16 protein-coding genes are annotated in these 18,901 nt (G+C 59.5%); 10 read left to right on the forward strand and 6 right to left on the reverse strand.

Annotated elements, in window-relative coordinates; all coding sequences use genetic code 11:
- Positions 1 to 89: 89 nt before the first annotated feature.
- The 3 genes from ligB to ABH912_RS22660 all read right to left on the reverse strand — a co-directional run bounded on the left by ligB (position 90) and on the right by ABH912_RS22660 (position 4,133).
- On the reverse strand, positions 90 to 1,769 hold the full coding sequence (gene ligB / locus ABH912_RS22650) for an NAD-dependent DNA ligase LigB (protein WP_429511704.1): 1,680 nt from the start codon (positions 1,767 to 1,769) through the stop codon (positions 90 to 92).
- A 159-nt stretch (positions 1,770 to 1,928) separates the two neighbouring features.
- Positions 1,929 to 3,119 (reverse strand): methionine adenosyltransferase, encoded by a 1,191-nt coding sequence (metK, locus tag ABH912_RS22655; RefSeq protein WP_033060397.1) that lies wholly within the window; start codon positions 3,117 to 3,119, stop codon positions 1,929 to 1,931.
- 18 nt (positions 3,120 to 3,137) lie between these two features.
- On the reverse strand, positions 3,138 to 4,133 hold the full coding sequence (locus ABH912_RS22660; RefSeq protein WP_033060396.1) for an ArsR/SmtB family transcription factor: 996 nt from the start codon (positions 4,131 to 4,133) through the stop codon (positions 3,138 to 3,140).
- 273 nt (positions 4,134 to 4,406) lie between these two features.
- On the opposite strand from ABH912_RS22660, the gene tkt reads away from it, so the two are divergent.
- The 6 genes from tkt (at position 4,407) to fba (ending at position 10,747) form a co-directional block, all read left to right on the forward strand.
- Complete coding sequence (tkt, locus tag ABH912_RS22665) at positions 4,407 to 6,404, forward strand: transketolase (RefSeq protein ID WP_033060394.1); 1,998 nt, start codon at positions 4,407 to 4,409, stop codon at positions 6,402 to 6,404.
- A 151-nt stretch (positions 6,405 to 6,555) separates the two neighbouring features.
- Entirely contained in the window at positions 6,556 to 7,608 is a 1,053-nt protein-coding gene (gene epd, locus ABH912_RS22670; protein ID WP_033060392.1) for an erythrose-4-phosphate dehydrogenase, read from the forward strand.
- A 12-nt stretch (positions 7,609 to 7,620) separates the two neighbouring features.
- Entirely contained in the window at positions 7,621 to 8,784 is a 1,164-nt protein-coding gene (locus ABH912_RS22675) for a phosphoglycerate kinase (protein WP_033060390.1), read from the forward strand.
- A 34-nt stretch (positions 8,785 to 8,818) separates the two neighbouring features.
- Positions 8,819 to 9,040, forward strand: a complete 222-nt coding sequence (locus ABH912_RS22680) for a hypothetical protein (protein ID WP_033060389.1) — start codon at positions 8,819 to 8,821, stop codon at positions 9,038 to 9,040.
- A 56-nt stretch (positions 9,041 to 9,096) separates the two neighbouring features.
- A complete protein-coding gene (locus tag ABH912_RS22685; protein ID WP_429511705.1) occupies positions 9,097 to 9,429 on the forward strand; it encodes an MliC family protein in 333 nt (110 codons plus the stop codon).
- Between the two features lie 253 nt (positions 9,430 to 9,682).
- Complete coding sequence (gene fba / locus ABH912_RS22690) at positions 9,683 to 10,747, forward strand: class II fructose-bisphosphate aldolase (RefSeq protein WP_046045276.1); 1,065 nt, start codon at positions 9,683 to 9,685, stop codon at positions 10,745 to 10,747.
- A gap of 150 nt (positions 10,748 to 10,897) precedes the next feature.
- On the opposite strand, the gene ABH912_RS22695 is transcribed toward fba, so the two are convergent.
- Complete coding sequence (locus ABH912_RS22695) at positions 10,898 to 11,566, reverse strand: polysaccharide lyase family 7 protein (protein WP_033060384.1); 669 nt, start codon at positions 11,564 to 11,566, stop codon at positions 10,898 to 10,900.
- 323 nt (positions 11,567 to 11,889) lie between these two features.
- On the opposite strand from ABH912_RS22695, the gene ABH912_RS22700 reads away from it, so the two are divergent.
- From ABH912_RS22700 to ABH912_RS22710, 3 genes are read left to right on the forward strand one after another with little or no spacing between them, the layout of a single operon-like run.
- On the forward strand, positions 11,890 to 14,013 hold the full coding sequence (locus tag ABH912_RS22700) for a putative bifunctional diguanylate cyclase/phosphodiesterase (RefSeq protein WP_429511706.1): 2,124 nt from the start codon (positions 11,890 to 11,892) through the stop codon (positions 14,011 to 14,013).
- A 45-nt stretch (positions 14,014 to 14,058) separates the two neighbouring features.
- Positions 14,059 to 14,550 (forward strand): M48 metallopeptidase family protein, encoded by a 492-nt coding sequence (locus ABH912_RS22705; protein WP_033060381.1) that lies wholly within the window; start codon positions 14,059 to 14,061, stop codon positions 14,548 to 14,550.
- A 31-nt stretch (positions 14,551 to 14,581) separates the two neighbouring features.
- Positions 14,582 to 14,878 carry a winged helix-turn-helix domain-containing protein gene (locus tag ABH912_RS22710; RefSeq protein WP_007894945.1) on the forward strand — a complete coding sequence of 99 codons (297 nt, stop codon included), beginning with the start codon at positions 14,582 to 14,584 and terminating at the stop codon, positions 14,876 to 14,878.
- Positions 14,879 to 14,988: 110 nt separating this feature from the next.
- Here ABH912_RS22710 and ABH912_RS22715 read toward each other — a convergent pair whose 3' ends face one another.
- A complete protein-coding gene (locus tag ABH912_RS22715) occupies positions 14,989 to 15,441 on the reverse strand; it encodes a GNAT family N-acetyltransferase (protein ID WP_429511707.1) in 453 nt (150 codons plus the stop codon).
- 257 nt (positions 15,442 to 15,698) lie between these two features.
- Between ABH912_RS22715 and ABH912_RS22720 the strand changes: the two genes are divergently transcribed.
- Positions 15,699 to 16,436, forward strand: a complete 738-nt coding sequence (locus ABH912_RS22720) for a substrate-binding periplasmic protein (RefSeq protein WP_429511708.1) — start codon at positions 15,699 to 15,701, stop codon at positions 16,434 to 16,436.
- A gap of 15 nt (positions 16,437 to 16,451) precedes the next feature.
- On the opposite strand, the gene yccS is transcribed toward ABH912_RS22720, so the two are convergent.
- Positions 16,452 to 18,635 carry a YccS family putative transporter gene (yccS, locus tag ABH912_RS22725; protein ID WP_429511709.1) on the reverse strand — a complete coding sequence of 728 codons (2,184 nt, stop codon included), beginning with the start codon at positions 18,633 to 18,635 and terminating at the stop codon, positions 16,452 to 16,454.
- Positions 18,636 to 18,901 lie beyond the last annotated feature (266 nt).

Below are 18,901 nucleotides of genomic sequence, written 5' to 3' on the forward strand. Positions count from 1 at the left end.
TGTGGAAAAGCGGTCGGGTCGATGTGGCGACGGGGTGTTTGAGCCCGGCGGCACCATTGGGTTCCCGGGTTGGCGGGCATCGCCGGCCGCTAAAAACCGTCAATCCCCGCAACACGTAATGTTTCACTCAAGGCCAGGACCTGCGGGTCGCGGAAAAATGCGCTCAATTGCGCTGCGCGTCCCGGGCCGATGCCGGCTTCTGCCTGCCATTGTTCGGTGTTTCGTTGTGCCAGTTCCTGCCATGAATCGGCAAGCCGTGCGTGGCCGGTCGGCGGTAAACCCAGGGCTTTGAGCCAGCGAGCGAAAGGGCGTTGTCGGGCACTGTTGAAACTGTTTAAAAGACGAGCGCTGCTGCGTTCGCCGAAGCCGTTAATGTTAGCAAGCTCTTGAGCATCGAGGGTCAACCAATCCAGCAGGCTATTCAGACGGCCTGTTTCGAAAAGTTTCTCCCAAGTGCCTGGACCGACATGCGGCAACGCCAGTCCCTGCTTGCCGCTGAGCCAGGTCAGTCGAGCGAGGAATTGGCTTTCGCACCCCGGAGTCGGCTGCCAACAACTCAAATGATGAAAGTCCTCCGCCAGCGGTACGCTCAATTCAGCGCGTTGGGTGCTGCGCAGCATGACACCGTCAAGCCTGGGAATGGTCAGACCTGCCAGGCTGATGGCGACCTGATCTCCGGGCCGGATATCCAGTGCTTCCCAGCGTTGCAGTGAGCTCACACTGACTCGCTTGATCTGCCGGTCATCGAGCATCACTGGTGTCAATTCCAGTACAGGGGTGATCCGTCCGGTCCGTCCAATCTTGAAGTGGACCTTGCGCACCTCGGCCAAGGCCTGGGCAAAAGGGTATTTCCAGGCGACGCTCCAATAAGGCGGTTTAGCCTGCCAGCGCTTGGCGGCTGGGCGCTGATCCTGGCGCAGGACGATGCCATCACTGGTGAAGGGCAGGGGCGAGCGATACCAGTGATCGCGCCAGCGTTCAGCGTCGGCAAATACCTTGATCGAATGACTGTATGGTGCGGTGCTCGGGAAGCCCAGCTCATCCAGGGCCGCAACGCGGGCGGGCAAACTTGCCGGGCCCAGAGGCCAGTCCCAGACAAACAGGCCAACCCCGGCGGCTTGCTCAGTGCTCAGCTTTTTGCGGGCCATCAAACCGGCCACTGTGGCGCGTGCATTGAGGCTGCCGGCACGGGCCTGTACGTGATCGGTCAGGCGCCAATAGAGTTCACCTTGCAGCAGCAGGTCCAGTGGCTGCGGTAATTGTTGGGGGATGGCGGTGATCTGCCGCGCCGAAGCCGTCCAGTCCTGGCCATTTATTCCGTCGCCGCGGCTGATTGCCTGAGTCAGCAGGCCTTTGCGGTAGATCAGCGTCACCGCCACGCCGTCGATCTTGGGCTGAATCCAGACATCGCTCCGTCCTTTTAGCCAGGCTTCGACGGCGCGACTATCGCGGAGTTTTTCCAGGCCCGTGTGGGCAATGGGATGAGGCATCGTGCCGCCCGCGGTACGTAGCGGTTCCGCGGATTGGGCCAGGTCGAAACACGTGCGCCATTCGGTCAGTCGTGCACGAGACTGATCATAGAGCTCATCGGCGACCAATGAGCGGCCGCCCCTGTGATAGCTGTCGTCCCAGAGGTCGATTTGTTTCTGCAGTGACGTGATTTCGTCCAGGGCGCGTGTGGGCGGCCAGTCGGGGCACTCCCCAGCCTTAGTGGTCAGACAGAAAATGATCAGTAGAAAACCGAAAAACACGCGCAGGTGGAGCGGCATTGTGAGCGTCCTTGCTCAAGTGGAATGCTTGAAGGCTAGGACGGATTTTCAGGATCAGAAGGCCGGCTGTTTTTCAGCGTGTGTCGACCTCTGGAAAGCAGGCAATAAAAAGCCCCGCACGGCGAACCGTGCAGGGCTTTTGGTACCGCCGGGGAAGTCTTACAGGCCGGCAGCAGCGCGCAAGGAATCGGCGCGGTCGGTCTTTTCCCAGGTGAAAGTGGTGAAAGTGTCATCGCCCACAGTCTTGGTTGCCGGGGTACGACCGAAGTGGCCGTACGCAGCGGTTTCCTGGTACATCGGGTGCAGCAGGTCGAGCATGGTGGTGATTGCGTATGGACGCAGGTCGAACACTTCGCGAACCAGTTTGACGATTTTGTCGTCGCTGATCTTGCCGGTGCCGAAGGTGTTCAGCGAGATGGATGTAGGCTGAGCAACACCGATCGCGTAGGAAACCTGAATCTCGCAACGCTCGGCCAGGCCGGCCGCCACGATGTTTTTAGCCACGTAACGACCCGCGTAGGCGGCCGAGCGGTCAACCTTCGATGGATCTTTACCGGAGAATGCGCCGCCGCCGTGACGTGCCATGCCGCCGTAGCTGTCAACGATGATCTTGCGGCCGGTCAGACCGCAGTCGCCAACGGGACCGCCGATGATGAACTGGCCAGTCGGGTTGATGTGGAACTGGGTGTCTTTGGAGAGCAGTTCGGCAGGCAGTACGTGCTTGACGATCAGCTCCATCACGCCTTCGCGCAAGTCTTTGTAGGACACGTCAGGGTTGTGCTGAGTCGACAGTACAACGGCGTCGATACCGACAACCTTGCCGCCTTCGTAACGGCAAGTCACTTGCGACTTGGCGTCCGGGCGCAGCCAAGGCAGCAGGCCGGATTTACGGGCTTCGGCCTGACGCTGAACCAGCTGGTGCGAGAAGGTGATCGGTGCTGGCATCAGCACGTCGGTTTCGTTGCTGGCATAGCCGAACATCAGGCCCTGATCGCCGGCGCCTTGATCTTCAGGCTTGGCACGGTCGACACCCTGGTTGATGTCAGGGGACTGCTTGCCAATGATGTTCATCACGCCGCACGTGGCGCCGTCGAAGCCGACATCGGAGCTGTTGTAGCCGATGTCCAGAATCACGTTACGCACGATCTCTTCCAGGTCGACCCAGGCCGACGTGGTGACTTCACCTGCGATGATTGCAACGCCGGTTTTTACCAGGGTCTCGACCGCTACACGGGCGAACTTGTCTTCAGCAATGATGGCGTCCAGCACAGCATCGGAAATCTGGTCGGCGATTTTGTCCGGATGCCCTTCGGACACGGACTCGGAGGTGAAGAGGGAGTATTCGCTCATCTCGATTTTTTCCTGAATTTACCGATGGTGAGTGTCGCCAGCCGGTCGCTGAAAATGGCGGACCTGGATCTGGAAACCATTACGTAAGCCTACATAGAGGCTTTCCCCGGGAGCGAGTCCCGCAGCGGTGGCCCAACGGGCCAAATCGTCCTGTTCAAACCCCAACCATAGATCACCGCAGGCCTCCCTGGCCCAACTCTGGTTGTGGCTACATAACTCTGTCACGAGCAGGCTACCGCCCGGTTGCAGCAAATTGGCCATGTGCTTGAGTGCTTCGGCCGGCGCGGCGAAATGGTGCAGCACCATGTTCAGTACAACGCAGTCAGCCTTGAGGCGGACGCCGTTCAATGCATCGGCCAATTGCAGGCTGACGTTAGCCAGCGTTTCGCGTTCGCAAACCTGGCGCGCCAGTTCGAGCATCGCCGGGCTGTTGTCCAGCGCCGTGACCTGTGTAAAGCGGCGCGCCAGTTCTGGCAGAAATGCGCCATCTCCGGGGCCGACTTCGATGGCCGTGGCGCCTTCGCTGAAACTCAGCTTGTCGAGCAATGCCACCACGCTTTCGCGGTATTGCGGCAGGCCCGCGATCAAGTCTTGCTGGGCGCGAAACTTCTCTGCGACCCGTGAGAAAAAGTCCTGGCTGGCCGCCGCTCGTTGCCCATGGACCTGACCGATCCGCGACTGCACATCGGCAGGCAGGGTCAGGTTGTCCACTTCTTCCAGTAGCGCGGCATGCAGCTTGCCACCCGGCAGGTCGGTGTGGGGCAGGGCGCGACGGTAGAAAATCGCGTTGCCTTCACGGCGCGTCGCCACCAGGTCGGCCTGGGCCAATACCTTGAGGTGATGACTCATGCCGGACTGGCCGATGCCAAAGATCTGCGCCAGCTCCAGTACGCCAAACGAATCGTTGGCCAACGCGCGCAATACATTCAGCCGCAGAGGATCGCCGCCGGCCTTGCACAGGGCCGCCAGCTCATCGCAATCGTCATGTCGAATGGAAGGTGCGCGTAAGTTCATAAGGCCAGCAGTCTAGTGACGGTCCGAAAACACCGCAAGAGCAATATCAAAAAGTTTTGATATTGCTCGATAGATGGCACTTCTCGGGGAAAGGGTCACTCTACAAATCGTCAGCGGAAAGGTTTCATCAGTTAAATGCGACTTTATCCGCCGGAAAAACGCCTTCAGATGACTATCTGTCATTGCCCCGAGGCGGGTGGGTGAGGGAAAATGCTCGCCTTTTTTCCGTTTCGTTTTATTCACTCTCGATTCAATATCCGCAGGAGAACAGCGATGCCCAGCCGTCGTGAGCGTGCCAACGCCATTCGTGCCCTCAGCATGGATGCCGTGCAAAAAGCCAACAGCGGCCATCCCGGTGCCCCTATGGGTATGGCGGATATCGCCGAAGTACTTTGGCGTGACTACCTGAAGCACAACCCGAGCAATCCATCGTTCGCCGACCGTGACCGCTTCGTGCTGTCCAACGGTCACGGCTCGATGTTGATCTACTCGCTGCTGCACCTGACCGGCTATGACCTGTCGATCGATGACCTGAAGAACTTCCGCCAGCTGCACAGCCGCACCCCGGGTCACCCGGAATTGGGCTACACCCCAGGCGTTGAAACCACCACCGGTCCACTGGGCCAAGGCCTGGCCAACGCCGTTGGTTTTGCCCTGGCAGAGAAAGTCCTGGCGGCGCAGTTCAACCGTCCGGGCCACAACATTGTCGACCACCACACCTACGTGTTCCTGGGTGATGGCTGCATGATGGAAGGCATTTCCCACGAAGTCGGCTCCCTGGCCGGTACTTTGGGCCTGAGCAAACTGATCGCCTTCTACGACGACAACGGCATCTCCATCGACGGCGAAGTCGAAGGCTGGTTCACCGACGACACCCCTAAGCGTTTCGAAGCCTACAACTGGCTGGTGATCCGCAACGTCGACGGTCACGACCCTGAAGAGATCAAGATTGCGATCGAAACCGCGCGCAAAAGCGAGCAACCGACGCTGATCTGCTGCAAGACCACCATCGGTTTCGGTTCGCCGAACAAGCAAGGTAAAGAAGACTGCCACGGCGCCCCATTGGGTGACGCGGAAATCGCTCTGACCCGCGCTGCGCTTAAATGGAACCACGGTCCGTTCGAAATCCCGGCCAACATTTACGCCGAGTGGGACGCCAAGGAAGCCGGTCGCGCGGCCGAAGCCGAATGGGATCAGCGTTTCGCTGCCTACTCCGCTGCCTTCCCTGAGTTGGCCAACGAACTGATTCGTCGTCTGAGCGGCGACCTGCCGGAAGACTTCGCTGAAAACGCCTCTGCTTATATTGCTGAAGTCGCTGCCAAAGGCGAAACCATCGCCAGCCGTAAAGCCAGCCAGAACGCATTGAATGCCTACGGCCCGCTGCTGCCTGAACTGCTGGGCGGCTCCGCTGACCTGGCCGGTTCCAACCTGACCCTGTGGAAAGGTTGCAAAGGTGTGACGGCTGAAGACGCCAGCGGCAACTACATGTACTACGGCGTTCGCGAGTTCGGCATGAGTGCGATCATGAACGGCGTGGCCTTGCATGGCGGTCTGGTGCCTTACGGCGCGACCTTCCTGATGTTCATGGAATATGCCCGCAACGCCGTGCGCATGGCCTCGCTGATGAAGCAGCGGGTCGTGTTCGTCTACACCCACGACTCCATCGGTCTGGGCGAAGACGGTCCGACTCACCAGCCGATCGAGCAACTGACCAGCTTGCGCAGCACGCCGAACCTCGACACCTGGCGCCCAGCCGATGCCGTTGAATCGGCGGTGTGCTGGAAACTGGCTCTGGAACGCAAGGACGGCCCTTCGGCGCTGATCTTCTCGCGTCAGAACCTGCAGCACCAAACCCGCAATGCGTTCCAGATCGCCGACATCGCTCGTGGCGGTTACGTGTTGAAGGACTGCGACGGCGAGCCTGAGCTGATCCTGATCTCCACCGGTTCTGAAGTTGGCCTGGCGGTTCAGGCTTACGACAAGCTGACCGAACAAGGTCGCAAGGTGCGTGTTGTTTCGATGCCTTGCACCAGCGTGTTCGATGCTCAGGACGCTGGTTACAAGCAAGCGGTTCTGCCGTTGCAGGTCAGCGCCCGTATCGCCATCGAAGCCGCGCACGCAGACTATTGGTACAAGTACGTGGGCCTGGAAGGCCGCGTGATCGGCATGACCACCTATGGCGAGTCGGCGCCTGCGCCTGCCTTGTTCGAAGAGTTCGGCTTCACCCTGGAAAACATCCTGGGTCAGGCTGAAGAGCTGCTGGAAGACTAAATCCGACAGTTGCGTTGTCCGTGCTGACGTCTTCGCGAGCAAGCCCGCTCCCACAGGGAAATGCATTCCAATGTGGGAGCGGGCTTGCTCGCGAAAGCGATAGCCCGGGCAACACTGCAATAACGGATTCACCACGGTAATCGAGAACCCCATGCCTCAACCGCGTCCTTACAAAGTTGCACTCAACGGCTACGGCCGGATTGGTCGTTGCGTCTTGCGTGCGTTGTTTGAGCGAGGCGATAAGGCCGGGTTTGAAATTGTTGCGATCAACGATCTGGCGGACATGGCCAGCATCGAATACCTGACACGCTTCGACTCCACTCACGGGCGTTTTCCCGGGGAAGTGAAGGTCGACGGCGATTGTCTGCATATTAATGGCGACTGCGTGAAGGTCCTGCGCAGTGCCACCCCCGAAGGCATCGATTGGGCGTCGCTGGGCGTCGATCTGGTGCTGGAGTGCTCCGGCGCTTACCACACCCGTGAAGATGGCCAGCGTTTCCTCGATGCTGGCGCGCCGCGCGTGCTGTTTTCCCAGCCGATGGCCAGCGAAGCGGATGTCGACGCCACTATCGTCTACGGCGTGAACCAGGATTGCCTGACCGGTGATGAGTTGCTGGTGTCCAACGCGTCCTGCACCACCAATTGCGGCGTGCCGCTGTTGCGCCTGCTGGATCAGGCCATTGGTCTGGAATACGTATCGATCACCACCATTCACTCGGCGATGAACGATCAGCCGGTGATCGATGCCTATCATCACGAAGACTTGCGGCGCACCCGTTCGGCGTTTCAGTCGGTGATTCCGGTGTCCACTGGTCTGGCGCGCGGCATCGAACGTCTGTTACCGGAACTTGCCGGGAGAATTCAGGCCAAAGCCGTGCGGGTGCCGACGGTTAACGTGTCTTGCCTCGACATTACGATGCAGACCGTGAGCGACACCGACGCCACCGAGGTCAACCGGATTTTGCGCGAGGCTGCCACTGCTGGCCCGCTCAAGGGCCTTCTGGCTTACACCGAGTTGCCTCACGCCAGTTGTGATTTCAACCATGACCCACATTCGGCCATCGTCGATGCCAGTCAGACCCGAGTTTCCGGCCCACGGCTGGTGAACATCCTGGCCTGGTTCGACAACGAATGGGGGTTTGCCAACCGAATGCTGGACGTTGCAGAACATTATCTGCAAGCAGCTGCCTCTCCAAAACAGTAGGAAATGCGACCCATGACCGTGTTGAAGATGACCGACCTCGATCTGCAAGGTAAGCGCGTACTGATCCGCGAAGACCTCAACGTCCCAGTCAAGGACGGTGTTGTCACCAGCGATGCGCGAATCCTGGCCTCGCTGCCGACCATCAAGCTGGCCCTGGAAAAAGGCGCGGCCGTGATGGTCTGCTCGCACCTTGGCCGTCCGACCGAAGGCGAGTTCTCGGCCGAGAACAGCCTCAAGCCAGTTGCTGATTACCTGAGCAAGGCTCTGGGTCGCGAAGTGCCGCTGGTGGCCGATTACCTGGGCGGCGTTGACGTGAAGGCCGGCGACATCGTGCTGTTCGAAAACGTGCGCTTCAACAAAGGCGAGAAAAAGAACGCTGACGAACTGGCCCAGCAATACGCCGCCCTGTGCGACGTGTTTGTGATGGACGCCTTCGGCACCGCTCACCGCGCCGAGGGTTCGACCCATGGCGTGGCCAAGTTCGCCAAAGTCGCCGCCGCTGGCCCGTTGCTGGCTGCCGAACTGGACGCTCTGGGCAAAGCCCTCGGTGCCCCGGCCCAGCCAATGGCTGCGATTGTTGCCGGCTCCAAGGTGTCGACCAAACTCGACGTGCTGAACAGCCTGAGCCAGATCTGCAATCAGCTGATCGTCGGCGGCGGCATTGCCAACACCTTCCTGGCTGCTGCCGGTCACCCGGTCGGCAAGTCCCTGTACGAGCCGGACCTGCTGGACACCGCTCGCGCCATCGCCGCCAAGGTCAGCGTGCCGCTGCCGGTCGACGTCGTGGTTGCCAAGGAGTTCGCTGAAAGCGCGACCGCTACCGTCAAGCTGATCGCTGACGTGGCCGCAGACGACATGATCCTGGACATCGGCCCACAGACCGCGGCGAATTTCGCCGAACTGCTGAAGTCGTCCAAGACCATCTTGTGGAACGGCCCGGTAGGCGTGTTCGAATTCGACCAGTTCGGTAACGGCACCAAAGTCCTGGCCCAGGCCATCGCAGAAAGCTCGGCATTCTCCATCGCTGGCGGCGGCGACACCCTGGCCGCCATCGATAAATATGGCGTTGCCGATCAGATCTCCTACATTTCTACCGGTGGCGGCGCGTTCCTCGAATTCGTCGAAGGCAAGGTTCTGCCAGCCGTTGAGGTCCTGGAAAGCCGGGCCAAGGCCTGAGGCCGCCCATTTGGCCAGGCAAAGGAGTGTTCCGATGGTCAAAACATTAGCGCTGTTGATTATCGCGGGGTCGCTGGCAGCTTGCGGGAGTAACCCCAAAGCCACGCCGGTCCCCGAGACGCCTGAACAGGACAAAGGCTGCTACCAGGCCGACTGGCAGGCCGAAACCAACCCGGTGATCAACAAGCGTTCCGGGCCTGATGGCCTGGATAAATATGAGACACAGACCCCGGCCAAGGAACATGGTTGCCCTTGACGGGTCTGACACTTTACTCAGGGCTGGCGGCGTGCGTCGTCAGTCGAGGAACATGGATGAAAGGTTTTATCGCCGTTGCGGCGCTGGCTCTGCTGGCAGGTTGCGCTAATTTGAACCTGTTCAAACCGGCCGAATCGACGGACAACTGGACCACCTGGACCTGCGACAGTCAGGCCAGAGTGCTCTGGCGCTACATCGACGAAAGCCGCAAGGAAGTCGACGTTCGCCTGGGCGGTGCCGATCAGGTCTACCGCTTGAAGCATGAGCCGGGCGCCGAAGGTTCGCTGTACAGCAACGACATGCTGGCGTTTCACATAAAAGGTGAGGAAGGCCTGGTGTACTGGGTCGCCACCAATGATTTGATCGGCCGCGGTTGTAAAGCGCAGTAATTGACACACCACGGACCCAATGTGGGAGCGGGCTTGCTCGCGAAGGCGGTGGGTCAGCTTGCATAAACGTTGAATGTTAATCCGCATTCGCGAGCAAGCCCGCTCCCACAGTGGATCTGTGTAGGTTCTCAAGATTTAGGCAACACCGAATTCGCAGGCCGGGGCTGACCCCCGATCTGCAATAACTTGAATAGCCGCCGCCGCTACGGCAGGCTGGCACGATTAACGACCCAAACCGGGAGAGACATACACAATGGCACTTATCAGCATGCGCCAGATGCTGGACCACGCAGCCGAGTTCGGCTACGGCGTTCCAGCCTTCAACGTCAACAACCTTGAGCAGATGCGCGCCATCATGGAAGCCGCTGACAAGACTGACTCCCCGGTGATCGTCCAGGCTTCGGCCGGTGCTCGCAAATACGCCGGCGCCCCGTTCCTGCGTCACCTGATCCTGGCGGCAATCGAAGAGTTCCCGCACATCCCGGTGTGCATGCACCAGGACCACGGCACCAGCCCTGACGTCTGCCAGCGCTCCATCCAACTGGGCTTCAGCTCGGTGATGATGGACGGTTCCCTGGGCGAAGACGGCAAGACCCCGACCGACTACGACTACAACATCCGCGTCACCCAACAAACTGTAGCCCTGGCTCACGCCTGCGGCGTATCGGTAGAAGGCGAGCTGGGCTGCCTGGGTTCGCTGGAAACCGGCATGGCCGGTGAAGAAGACGGCATCGGCGCCGAAGGCGTTCTGGATCACAGCCAAATGCTGACCGACCCGGAAGAAGCCGCTGACTTCGTCAAGCGCACTCAGGTCGACGCCCTGGCCATCGCCATCGGCACCAGTCACGGCGCGTACAAGTTCACCAAGCCGCCTACCGGCGACGTGCTGGCCATCGACCGCATCAAGGAAATCCACAAACGCATCCCGAACACCCACCTGGTGATGCACGGCTCGTCTTCGGTTCCGCAAGACTGGCTGGCGATCATCAACCAGTACGGCGGCGACATCAAAGAAACCTACGGCGTACCGGTTGAAGAAATCGTCGAAGGCATCAAGCACGGCGTGCGCAAGGTCAACATCGACACCGACCTGCGCCTGGCGTCCACCGGTGCGATGCGTCGCCTGATGGCTACCAACCCGAGCGAGTTTGATCCACGTAAATTCTTTGGCGCGACCGTGACGGCGATGCGTGATGTGTGTATCGCACGTTATGAAGCGTTTGGTACGGCGGGTAATGCTTCGAAGATCAAACCGATCTCTCTGGAAGCGATGTACCAGCGTTACCTGAAAGGTGAGTTGAACGCCAAGGTCAACTAAGCCTTCAGCGTTATTACCGGCATTAAAAAACCCGCAGCGATGCGGGTTTTTTAATGCCTGAAAATTGACTACTGACTCTTGGCTATAAGCGGTGACTTTGGTGGCTGCAACCGCGGTGTAGGAGCGCGCACGGTCATTGTGGCGAGGGGGCTACTTATCATGATCAATATCCAGCTTGCTGAACGTCACTTGCCCGCCTTCGCTGGTGTACCCGGTGTGGTCCTGCACATAAACACCGGCCTTGAAGTACAGCGGCTTGACGCTCCAGGTCTTACTGATGTCGGTGTCCCATTGGTAGCCTGCAGCGCTAATGCCCAATGCCCCCCTGGGGCTCAGGTGGATGAGGTAGGAAAACTCTCGATCCAGTTTCACCCCGGTGGCGATAGTGATGATCCGCGCTTCACTGTCATCCGGGCGCATACGCACCTTGGCGACGAGGATGCCTGACTTCGTACTGGTCGAGTACTGATACTCGAGCTTCACCAGGGGCTTCTGGCTTTCATAGGCGTGGATCTGGCCGATGACGATCTTCCCCGAACTCGGTACCTGGTTCACCGCCAGGGTAGCGCGCAGGGTGTTGTCGGCGTCCGGGTAGAGCCAGTTTTTCAGGGTGCCATTGCTGTAGGTTTCGCGAAGTTCGGTGCGGGGATACTTTGCGTTTTCAGTTGTGGAGCCGGTGACCGGGGTCCAGAAAAACAAGGTGCCGGTGTTGGAGTGGAAGTATTGATCCTTGAAGCCATCCACCAGTTTTGACGTTTCAACGGTGTACGGCGGATTGCCGACGGGAACGCTGAGGTTCCAGGTTGCGAGATCAATCATAGACAAAAGCTTCCACGGTTTTTTTATTGCACGCACGTTCCAGAAGCTCTGGCGCGCGCCTTGGGGGTAGTCCTTATAATCGTAGAAGTTCAATTTGTTAATGCGTAAATGACAAACGGGTGACGTCAAAATCCTGTTAAAAGGCCATCTTTCCCGGTTTTAGGGGGCTGTGGCGCTGACCGTTAGTCGGCAAATGAACGCTTTGGTTAAATGATGGCGTACTGATAGCTTCTGCTTTTGCGGAACCCGGTCTAGAGTGAAGGCTTAGTATTTGTCCGGTTTTCACGAGAAACCGGCCTGACGTCCCGCATAAGAGAAGCAGCATGGAATGCGCGCAACCCACGCCAGCTGAAGGCAACTCAATCCTTTTAATCGTCGATGATTATCCTGAAAACCTGATCAGCATGCGGGCGTTGTTGCAGCGCGAGGACTGGCAGGTCATGACCGCCGCCTCGGGCTTCGAGGCGCTCAGTCTGTTACTCGAACACGATATCGACCTGGTGCTGCTGGATGTGCAGATGCCGGGCATGGACGGTTTTGAAGTGGCACGCCTGATGCGCGGCAGCCAACGAACCCGCCTCACGCCGATCATTTTCCTTACCGCCAACGAACAATCCCAGGACGCCGTCATCAAGGGCTATGCCAGTGGTGCGGTGGATTACCTGTTCAAACCGTTCGACCCGCAAATTCTCAAGCCCAAAGTCCAGGCGCTGCTCGAGCATCAGCGCAATCGCCGTGCGTTGCAGCGCCTGAGCCACGATCTGGAGGTCGCACGCGCGTTTAATGCCTCGGTGCTCGACAATGCCGCCGAAGGCATCCTGGTGGTCGGTGAGGACGGTCTGATCCGCTTTGCCAATCCGGCGATGTCGCGGCTGCTCAATGCCACGCTGCAAGACCTGCAAGGCAAAGAGTTCCTGGATTTCCTGCAAAAGCCGCACATCCCGGTCTGGGCCGACTCTGAGTTGTTCGCCGGTTACAAACGCGGCGAAATCCTGCGTCTGCACGATGCATTGCTGCGTACGGCGCCCGGCCAGCAGGTGCCCGTGGCACTGTCCTGCGCACCGTTGCCCAGCGAACAACATGCGATGGTGGTGACGGTGCTGGACATGTCGGTGGTGCGCCATCTGCATCAGCAACTGGAGTTCCAGGCGGTCACTGACCCCTTGACCGGTCTGCTCAATCGTCGCGGTTTTTACCAGACGGCGGAAAACCTGCTGTTGCGTGGCGACCGCTCCGACAGCGCCTGGGTGCTGCTGTATCTGGATCTCGACGGCTTCAAACGGGTCAACGATTCCCTCGGTCACGATGCCGGCGATCGGGCGCTGCGTTGGGTGTCCGAGCAGTTGAAGGCCTGTCTGCGGCCCTTCGACATTCTGGCGCGCATGGGCGGTGATGAATTCACCGCGTTGCTGGACCTGGAATTCCCCGAGCAAGCGGCGAAGATTGCCGAGAAGCTGATTGAGCGGGTGTCGATCTGTCAGCAGATCGATGGTCTGGATATCGCGCTGGGCGCCAGCATTGGCATTGCGACGTACCCGGATTGCGGTTCCAATCTTGACGGTTTGCTGCGCGCATCTGACATCGCCATGTACGAAGCCAAGCGCGCCGGCCGTCAGCAATATCGTTTCTACGATCACGAAATGAACGGCCGGGCGCGCTCGCGACTGATGCTCGAAGAAAGTGTGCGCGCGGCGATCGAGAACCGTGATTTCAATTTGGTGTATCAACCTCAGGTGGCCATTGCCAGCGGGCAGATTCGCGGGTTCGAAGCGCTGATCCGCTGGCAGCACCCGAGCGTCGGCGATGTACCGCCGGGGCTGTTTTTGCCATTGCTGGAAGAGGCGCGGTTGATCAGTCACCTGGGCAGCTGGATCTATCAACAAGGGGCGAGCCAGCGAAAAGCCTGGGAAACCTTGTTTGCCGACGACCTGGTGTTGGGCGTCAGTTTGAGCAGCACGCAGTTCGGCATGCCCAATCTGGTCACCGAGTTGCGCCAGGTGCTGGAGCGCCATGGTTTGCAGGCGGGCCATCTGGAAGTCGAGGTCACCGAAGAGGCCTTGATGCAAAACGCCGAGGAAACCCGCAAACAGCTGCGCCTGCTGCGTAACCTGGGGGTGCGGGTGGCCCTGGATGACTTTGGTTCCGGGCTGTGTTCGCTGTCTCATCTGCGTGATCTGGAGTTGGATACGCTCAAATTCGACCGGCATTTGATTGCCCGACTTCCGGAGTCCTCACGCGATGCGGCGCTGGTGCGCAATGTGATCGAGCTGTGCAAGGAGTACGGGATGCTGGTGATTGCCGAAGGGGTTGAAACTGTTGCGCAATATCGGTGGCTGAAAGCCAATGGTTGCGAGTACGTGCAAGGGTTTCTGGTCGCACGGCCGATGATGGCCGAGGACGTCGGCGACTTTGTGCGGCCATTCGACTGGAACACGCTGACCGCCTGAATTCGCTACACTGGCGACCTTTTCGTGAATCGTGTTGCCGCCCCAATGACCGCGTTGAAATACCTCCAGGCCTATCCTGCAGCACTGCAGGACCAAGTGCGCCAGCTGATCGCCGACGGTCGGCTGGGCGACTACCTGAGCCAGCGTTACCCGGAAAAACACCGGGTACAGAGCGACAAGGCGTTGTACACCTATACGCTGGACCTCAAGCAGGAATACCTGCGTAACGCCCCGGCCATCGACAAGGTGTTGTTCGACAACCGTTTGGACCTGACCCACCGCGCCCTCGGATTGCACACCGCGATATCCCGGGTGCAGGGCGGCAAGCTCAAGGCCAAGAAAGAAATTCGTGTGGCTTCATTGTTCAAGGAGGCGCCGGCCGAGTTTCTGAAAATGATCGTGGTGCATGAACTGGCGCACTTCAAAGAGTCGGATCACAACAAGGCGTTCTACAAGCTGTGCGAACACATGTTGCCGGGGTATCACCAGGTGGAGTTCGATGTGCGGGTTTACCTGACGTGGCGGGACATGCAATAGCGATCAAAATATCGCAGCCGGGAGTGTTTAGATGGATGTAAGCAAGACCAAGAGCAGCTTCTATCGCCGGTTGTACGTGGCGTACCTGATTGATAGCGGGCTGGCCAGTAGCGTTCCGGCGTTGACCGAAGTCACCGGCATGCCCCGGCGCACGGCGCAGGACACCATCGCAGCGTTGGCGGATCTGGATATTGTTTGCGAGTTCGAGCAGGAAGAAGGGGCGCGCAATCATGCCGGGCGTTATCGGATTCGCGAGTGGGGGGCGATTGATCGGGGGTGGATCGAGCGCAATCTTCGGCAGATCAAAGCGGTGCTGGAGTATCCCTAGTTCCTGCGCTGACTGAGCTGACGCCATCGTCGGATCGCCGCCCGGAGCAAGCTCGCTCCCACAGGATTGAGGTGATCCCTGTGGGAGCGAGCTTGCTCGCGATAGGGCCTTCAGGGACGACGCATCCCGATATGCGGAATGTCATCCTCGAGAAATTCCTCACCCGCCACCACAAACCCATACCGCCCGTAATACCCCTGCAAATGCGCCTGGGCCGAGAGATAGATCGGTACTTCGGGCCAGCGCTTTTCAGCCTGTTTCAACGCCTGCGCCATCAGCTCATGCCCAAGCCCTGCACCGCGCGCTTGAGGGGCAATGATCACCCGCCCGATGACCACGTCGCCACCCTGTAACTCCGGGTCGAGCAACCGCAGGTACGCCACCAGCCGATCCCCGTCCCAAGCCATCAAATGGCAGGTGTCACCTTCCAGGTCCTGGCCATCGACGTCCTGATAGGCACATTTCTGCTCAACGATAAACACCTCTACGCGCAGCTGCAGAATGGCGTACAGCTGCTCTTTGCCCAGATCGCTGTGGTGTTTGCAGACCCAATCGATTGTCATCTTCACGCTCCTTGAACATCGTCGCTCCGATACTAAGCGCCCAAGCGAAAGATGTCTTTATTGCATAGAAATCTGTGACAAAGGCCAAAATGCCATCATTCATTTCGCGCGGCCTTGTCTTGTTTGTGTAATCTGAGATGAAGCGCTGTGCGTTGGCTTCGATGAGCTAGTGTTAGTACTTGGGTTTGGCAGTACGGGGGCCTTGGAGTTTTGGCTGAAAACACGTCGGGCGTCCCGCCCGCTAAGGATTTTCTAGCATGCCGCGATTGCATCGAGCCTTTGCTTTGATTGGGTTGCTGTTGCTGACTCAAAGTGCGGCAGCGGAAAAGCTGCGATTGGTAGCCGATGCCTGGCCGCCCTTTACCGATGCCACGCTGGTCAACGGTGGGTTGGCCACGGACATCGTCAGCACAGCACTGGCCCGGGCCGGTTATGCCAGTGACTTTGAACAAGTGCCTTGGGCGCGGGCCTTGCTGGGGGTTGGCGAGGGTCGATACGACGTGTTGGTCAACGCCTGGTACACCGATGATCGTACGAAACTTGGCCAGTTTTCCGGCGAATACCTGCTCAACCGGGTGCGCTTTCTCAAGCGCAAAGACACACCGATCGAATACAACAACCTGCAACAACTGCATACCTACCCGATAGCGGTGGTGCGCGGTTACGCCTATTCGTCGGAGTTCGATGACGACGTGTCACTGCAGAAAGTCCCGGTGCACAGCTTCTCCATGGCGGTGCGCATGGTCGCCGCCGACCGGGTCAAATTGACGCTGGAAGACGAATACGTCGCGCGTTACTTCCTGGCCCGGGAATCAACCAAAGTGCGCAATGCCGTGGAGTTTTTGCCCAAGCCATTGAGCGAGAACAGCCTGCACATCCTGGTCAGCCTGAAGAACCCCGGGCATGAACAGATCGTCGCCGGTTTTGACCGCGAGATCGCGGCAATGAAAGTGGATGGGAGTTATCAGCGGTTGATAAAACAACACGGGATGTGAGCGCCGGTCCCACGCTCAATCCTCACTCGTTTCCTTGATGAGGTGCGCTGCCAACGTGCGCAATGGCCCAAGCTGACGGCAGATCAACCCCAACTGCGTCTGCACCAGCCGTTGGCCTTCATCGATTTCGTCCGGCATCTGTTCAAGCGTATTGGCCAGCGCCTCTTCCTCATCGCTTTGAATCGCAATCGGCTGTTTGCTCGCCAACCCCTGGGCAATCTCATCGATGCTGGCGGCCAGTTTCACCCCGGCACCGTCGATCAAATGCTCGCGCACGTCGGGCGGTAGCTGGGTTTCCCGGTGTGCGCCCAGTCCGGACAAATAACTGAGCAAGGTGTGCGACAGCACCAGGAAGCGGAACCCGACATCTGCTTCCTTACGGAAATGCCCCGGTTCCATCAGCATGTTGGCGAGCGTCGTCGACAGTGCGGCGTCAGCGTTGTGCGCATTGCGTCGGGCCAGGCGATACGCGAGGTCGTCGCTTTTGCCGGCGGCGTATTGCTGCATGATCTGGCGCAGGTAAATGCTGTTGCACGTCAGGGTGTTGGCCAGCACTTTATTCAGGCGACGGCCCTGCCAGTCCGGCAGGAACAGGAACACCGCCAGCCCGGCGATCAGGCTGCCCAGCAAGGTATCGAACAACCGCGGCAGGAACAGCCCGTAACCATCCCCGACCTGGTTGAAGCAGAACAGCACCATCAAGGTGATCGCGGCCGTCGCCAAGGTGTAGCGGGTGGTGCGGTAGATAAAGAACACCACCCCGGCGGCGATCGCGAAGCACGACTGGACCAAGGGATTCGGAAACAGATCGAACAGCGCCCAGGCCACGGTCAGGCCGATGGCGGTGCCGATGATCCGCTGGCCGAGTTTGCGGCGGGTGGCGCCGTAGTTTGGCTGGCAGACAAACAGCGTGGTGAGGATGATCCAGTAACCCTGGGACGGGTGGATCAAATGCACCATCCCGTAGCCGATGCTCAAGGCCAGGGGCAAACGCAGTGCGTGACGGAACAATAACGAGGTTGGCGTCAGCTGCGTGCGTAACCGAATCCACACATCCTTGAGGCTACGGGGCGAACGGTCGAGCAGGCTGCTGTCGGTAGCGTCGGCCAGGGCGTCGGGGTTGCTGGCGTCGCTGAGCAAACGATCGAGGGTGCCAAGGTTGGCCGCCAGTGCCCGCAACGACCGCAACAATCCGCGCCACGCCGGGTTGCTCTGAATGCGCAGGTGTTCGAGGGAGGCGTGCAGGTCGCTCAGGGCTTCGGCGAAGCTGGCGTCATAGATGAACGGCTGGCGCATCTGGATCGACTCGGCCAGCGCCCGGCAGGCTTTGCCTTGCTGACGCAGCAGGCGCTGACAGCGGAACATCACGTCGCTGTGAAAGAAGGCATCGGCCAGGGCGTTGTAAGGGTAGTGCGAGGAACTGGCCCGCTCGTGGATGTCCTGAGCGAGGAAGTACAGCTTCAGGTAACGGCTGAGTTTCGAGCCCGGCCGACCGTTGCCGACCCGGTGCAGGATGATTTCCTTGGCGGCGTTCAGTGCGGCCACGACACGGCCGTTTTGCTGCGCCAGTTCCAGTCGACGCGCTTCCACGTCCATCTGCCGGATCGGCTCGAACAGCGACGATTTCAGCTTCAGGTAAAAACCCAGTTCACGGAACAACCGCGCCAGGCTTTGCTGCACCGGCTGATTGGAAAACATCGCCTGCCACAGCACCGAGAGCAAACCGTACCAGGCCGCACCGGCCACCAGCAGCACCGGCTCGTGCCAGAAGTCGGTGACTGCACCGCCGCGCTGGTCCACGCCGATCATGGTGTAGACCGAGAGAATCAACGTTGCCGAGGCAATCGCGCCATAGCGTTCACCCAAGGCGCCGAGCATGGTCAGGCCGAAACTGGCCAGGGCCAGGGCGATGACAAAAACGACGGGATAGGGGAAGAGCAGTTCGACGGAGAGGGCGGCGACGCTGAAACACACCAGCGTCACAGCCAGTGCGTTAAGGCGGCCCTGCCAACTGTCGTCGGTCTCGGCCAGGGCGCTGGCGATGATCCCGAGGAACAGCGGGATCAGCAGCCCCATTTCATCCTTGTACCAACACAGCGCCATGCTGCCGGTCAGGGCGATGAACACCCGCACGCTGTAGCTGAATTTATCCAGCGCCCAGAGGCGACGCAGAGACTGACTTAAGGGGGTCGATGACATGAAGTGCGAGGGCCTTCCGAGGCAATGACGCTAAATTGAGCCAGTAATGACGTCGACGCAATGGCGCCGATCACATCTGACAGCAAAATCTGTTCCTTCTTGGAGGAGATGTCAGGTCTGCATTGAACCTGTGGCGAGGGAGCTTGCTCCCGCTCGGCGGCGCAGCCGTCGTAAATCCTGTGCATGGGATGTGTCAGACAAACGGTGATGGCAGGTTTTGGGCCTGCTGCGCAGGCCAGCGGGAGCAAGCTCCCTCGCCACAAAAG

The organism is Pseudomonas sp. BT76 TE3572, from assembly GCF_050435365.1.
Lineage (GTDB): Bacteria > Pseudomonadota > Gammaproteobacteria > Pseudomonadales > Pseudomonadaceae > Aquipseudomonas > Aquipseudomonas fluorescens_W.

Coding starts and splice junctions, on each gene's coding strand:
- ligB (WP_429511704.1), bottom strand. CDS start 1,769: ATGCCGCTCCACCTGCGCGTGTTTTTCGGTTTTCTACTGATCATTTTC.
- metK (WP_033060397.1), bottom strand. CDS start 3,119: ATGAGCGAATACTCCCTCTTCACCTCCGAGTCCGTGTCCGAAGGGCAT.
- ABH912_RS22660 (WP_033060396.1), bottom strand. CDS start 4,133: ATGAACTTACGCGCACCTTCCATTCGACATGACGATTGCGATGAGCTG.
- tkt (WP_033060394.1), top strand. CDS start 4,407: ATGCCCAGCCGTCGTGAGCGTGCCAACGCCATTCGTGCCCTCAGCATG.
- epd (WP_033060392.1), top strand. CDS start 6,556: ATGCCTCAACCGCGTCCTTACAAAGTTGCACTCAACGGCTACGGCCGG.
- ABH912_RS22675 (WP_033060390.1), top strand. CDS start 7,621: ATGACCGTGTTGAAGATGACCGACCTCGATCTGCAAGGTAAGCGCGTA.
- ABH912_RS22680 (WP_033060389.1), top strand. CDS start 8,819: ATGGTCAAAACATTAGCGCTGTTGATTATCGCGGGGTCGCTGGCAGCT.
- ABH912_RS22685 (WP_429511705.1), top strand. CDS start 9,097: ATGAAAGGTTTTATCGCCGTTGCGGCGCTGGCTCTGCTGGCAGGTTGC.
- fba (WP_046045276.1), top strand. CDS start 9,683: ATGGCACTTATCAGCATGCGCCAGATGCTGGACCACGCAGCCGAGTTC.
- ABH912_RS22695 (WP_033060384.1), bottom strand. CDS start 11,566: ATGATTGATCTCGCAACCTGGAACCTCAGCGTTCCCGTCGGCAATCCG.
- ABH912_RS22700 (WP_429511706.1), top strand. CDS start 11,890: ATGGAATGCGCGCAACCCACGCCAGCTGAAGGCAACTCAATCCTTTTA.
- ABH912_RS22705 (WP_033060381.1), top strand. CDS start 14,059: ATGACCGCGTTGAAATACCTCCAGGCCTATCCTGCAGCACTGCAGGAC.
- ABH912_RS22710 (WP_007894945.1), top strand. CDS start 14,582: ATGGATGTAAGCAAGACCAAGAGCAGCTTCTATCGCCGGTTGTACGTG.
- ABH912_RS22715 (WP_429511707.1), bottom strand. CDS start 15,441: ATGACAATCGATTGGGTCTGCAAACACCACAGCGATCTGGGCAAAGAG.
- ABH912_RS22720 (WP_429511708.1), top strand. CDS start 15,699: ATGCCGCGATTGCATCGAGCCTTTGCTTTGATTGGGTTGCTGTTGCTG.
- yccS (WP_429511709.1), bottom strand. CDS start 18,635: ATGTCATCGACCCCCTTAAGTCAGTCTCTGCGTCGCCTCTGGGCGCTG.